The organism is Frankia sp. CcCS3, assembly GCF_977927575.1.
Genome location: NZ_CDWRCL010000308.1, coordinates 1 through 3575, shown reverse-complemented (window position 1 = coordinate 3575; position 3575 = coordinate 1). Strand labels below are relative to the sequence as shown.

3 protein-coding genes are annotated in these 3575 nt (G+C 68.5%); all 3 read right to left on the bottom strand.

Annotation, left to right across the window (positions count from 1 at the left end):
* Positions 1–560: citrate/2-methylcitrate synthase (locus AC08OQ_RS18400; RefSeq protein WP_476612249.1), on the bottom strand; the 560-nt coding region annotated here is incomplete at its 3' end.
* A gap of 266 nt (positions 561–826) precedes the next feature.
* On the bottom strand, positions 827–1516 hold the full coding sequence (locus AC08OQ_RS18395) for a response regulator transcription factor (RefSeq protein WP_476599980.1): 690 nt from the start codon (positions 1514–1516) through the stop codon (positions 827–829).
* Positions 1507–3270, bottom strand: a complete 1764-nt coding sequence (locus tag AC08OQ_RS18390; RefSeq protein WP_476599982.1) for a sensor histidine kinase — start codon at positions 3268–3270, stop codon at positions 1507–1509. Before AC08OQ_RS18390 ends, AC08OQ_RS18395 begins: the two co-directional genes overlap by 10 nt.
* Positions 3271–3575: the final 305 nt, after the last annotated feature.

Sequence of the window (3575 nt, the reverse complement as noted above, 5' to 3'; positions counted from 1 at the left end):
CCGACCGAGTGCCGGTAGGAGAACGCTGCCAATGTCGTGATCTTGGCGATCAGGCGGACGATCTGCAGCCGGCGCAGCCCCGGGTCGTCGATCGTCTTGGCGTCCGGGTAGAAGGTCGACAGCGCACCCACCGTGGAGACTAGCATGCCCATCGGGTGCGCGTCGTGGTGGAAGCCGTCGATGAACTTCTTGATCGACTCGTGGACCAGGGTGTGATGGGTGATCTCGTCTTCCCAGGTCGCCAGCTCCTCGGCGGAGGGAAGCTCGCCGGCGAGGAGCAGGTAGGCGACCTCGAGGAAGCTGCTCTTCTCCGCCAGCTCCTGGATCGGATAGCCGCGGTAGCGCAGGATGCCGGCGTCACCGTCGATGTAGGTGATCGCACTTCTACAGCTCGCCGTGTTCGTGAAGGCGGGGTCGTACGTCATCAGCCCGAAGTCGTCGTCGCTCGTTTTGATCGAGCGAAACGCACTCGTACGTACCGCGCCGTCCGTAACCGGTATCTCATATGTTTTTCCGGTGCGGTTGTCGGTGACGGTCAGTGTGCTGACCTGCTCGGACACGCCGGGCTCCTCTCGCTGTGGCGGTGCCGCAATGACGGCACTGGCCCAAGTCGGGGCGCGCGTCCGGGTACGGAGCGCTCACGCCGGTTCGCTGGCTCACATGGTTGTTCCCAAGTTTGGCCGTTCGTGCCTGCACATGCCCGTGATCGGGGGGCTCCGTCCCACGTGGGCTGCGCCACCCCGGTGGGACAGAGTCTTCCGTGGCTGCGCTCGGGGGTGGAATCACGCTTCGATGGTCACTGCGGCTCGCCCAACCGGGTGGACCGCTACTCGGAGAGCGAGGAGTGGTCCTCGCCGCCGGCCTCGCCACCGGTGGCTCGGAGCCAGGCCAGCACGGCCAGTACCCGACGGTTGTCGTCCGCGGAGGCCGGCATCCGTAGCTTCGTGAAGACGTTGGCTACGTGGTTCTCGACGGTCTTCGGCGCCAGATGGAGCTTGGCGCCGATGCCCTGGTTCGATCGCCCCTCGGCCATGTGCCGGAGCACGGCCCGCTCCCTGGCGGTGAGGCGTTCCAGTTCGCCGGCCCGCCGGCGATGGGTCAACAGGCCGGCGATGATCTCCTCGTCGACGACGAGCCGACCGCCGACCACCCTGCGTAACGCGTCGTGCAGCGCGGTGATGTCGTCCACCCGGTCCTTGAGCAGATATCCGATGCCGCCGCCCCCGTCGCCCAGCAGCCGCAGCGCGTATGGCGTCTCGGCGTACGTGGACAGCACCAAGACGCCCATCGCGGGATGGGCCGCACGTATCGCCTCGGCCGCTATCAGCCCTTCGTCGGTGAACGTCGGAGGCATCCGGATGTCCAGGATGACGGCGTCGGGCCGGCCGCAGGCGAGCTGGTCGATGATCTCGTCCGCGGTCCCGGCCTGCGCGACGACCTCGACTCCCGCGGCGGCCAGCAGCATGGCCAGCCCCTCGCGGAACAGCTCTGAGTCATCCGCGACGGCTACCCGCACGGGATGCTCGCCGTCAGTCGGGTGCCGCCGCCGGACGGGCTGAGGATGCTCAGGTCGCCGCCGAGCGCACGTACCCGGTCCGCGAGACCCGCGAGCCCGCCACCCTCGACCACGACGGCACCGCCCTTACCGTCATCGGTGACCTCGATCAGGATGCCGTCGTCCACGCACCGGACCGTCACCCGGACCTGGGCCGCCCCGGCGTGTTTGACCGTGTTCGTCAGCGCCTCGCAGATCGTGTAGTAGGCGCCGGCCTCCAGGATCGGCTCGAACCGGACGGTCGGGATGTCGAACTCGACCTTGACGGGGAGGGGCTCGACCACCACCTCCAGGGCTGGGAGCAGCCCACCCTGACTCAGCATGGCCGGGTGGATTCCCCGGGCCAGACTGCGCAGGTCCTGGAGAACATGATGCAGATCCTCGCGAGCGGCTTCGATGGCAGAGATCGTATCGGGGTCGGAGGTCTTTGTCCGGGCGAGTCCCAGCCTGGTGGCGAGGGCCAGCAGCCGTTGCTGGACGCCGTCGTGCAGATCGCGCTCGAGGCGGCGCCGTTCGATCAGGCCGACCTCCACGATGCGGGCCCGGGAGGCGCGCACGGCGTCCAGCTGCGCGGCCACGGCGGCGTGCAGCCGGGCGTTCTCCAGCGCCATGGCGCTGGCCTGCAGTGCGACCGTGACCAGGTCGCGGTTGCGCTCCTGGGCGGCGGCGGCGGAGATCAGCGCCAGTGGCGCGCCCGACGAGGTCGTCACCGGCACGAGCAGCCGGCTGGCTCCGGGGCGGGGCGGGGTGGCCGTGGCGCCTTCGGCGTCGACCTGCCGCCGCTCCTGCGGCATCCACAGGAAGAGCTCGGCGGAGTCGTCGTGCAGAGCCGTACGCAGGATGTCTCGTACGGCCGGGACCGTCGGCGGCATCGGCAGCGTCGCCAGGAGCTGTGCGATGCGGGCGCGGGCGAGCTGGCGGCGTACGCCCGCCGCGGCGAAGGACAGGGGGATGGTCAGCAGCGCGAGCGCGATGAGGATGAAGGCCGGCGGGACGTAGGCTCCGCTGGGGTTGTAGACGAAGATGTTGACCGTGGCGGCGAGGGTGAACGCGACCAGCAGTGCGATGACGACCGGTCCGAAGATCCGGCGGTCGAGCGCGGAGTAGCGGCGCAGCCGCGCGCGGACAACCCAAAAAAAGGCCGCGGCCAGCACGAGGGTCAGGCTGTTGAGGACCCAGATGATCTCCTCGAAGACATCCCGGTCGATCGGCGAGCCATACCACCAGACATTTCGGGAATATCCGAGCCAGGTCGGGTCGGAGATGCCGACCAGTCCCAGGTTCGCCACCGGGATGACGAGGACGGCGCTTGCCAGCAGGGCGCGCTCGCGGTTGCTCTGCAATCGCCCGACCGGATATCGCAGCGCGCCCCAGCCGAGACAGACCCAGAAATGCGTGTAGGCGAACGTGGAGATGAAAGCCGACGGACCCTTGTCCCATGCCACGGTCCAGGTCAGTGCCCACAGCAGACCACTGAAGATCATGGCTCCGGTGGCGCTGCCCAACGCGTCCTCGCCGTTCAGCAGCACTCCGGTGAGGACGAAGGCGAGCGCCACCGAGACGTTGATGCCCGCCGCCACCGGGTTGTCGGAGAATGCCGGCCACTGGCAGGCGACCGTTCCGGCCGTGGTGGCTATACCCCCGATGCTGAAGCACCATGAGCGGTGGCGGGCGGCGCAGGCGGCCAGTCGGCGGGGTACACGCGGATGAGGCACCTCAATCCACCATATGTAGCCGGAATCTCACCGAACAAGCGTCGCACATGACGACCGGGGGTTTCGAGGGTTCCCCCCTACTCTCCTGGCGGCAACCCCCCGAAGAACTCTGGAGCTGCCCCCGAAGCCAGCGGTGGCATCGAAGGTGGAGGCTGGGAGAAACGGGTCGGTGTCCCTCGGGGACCGGACCTTCGTGGGTAAACATTCACCTGCTTTAGCGATCTTGCTGTGGGTGACGGTTCACGGGCATGGCTGTGGGCCGCGCCGGGCGGGGTGGTTGGGGTCGGCTGCCGTCAGGTGGGGAC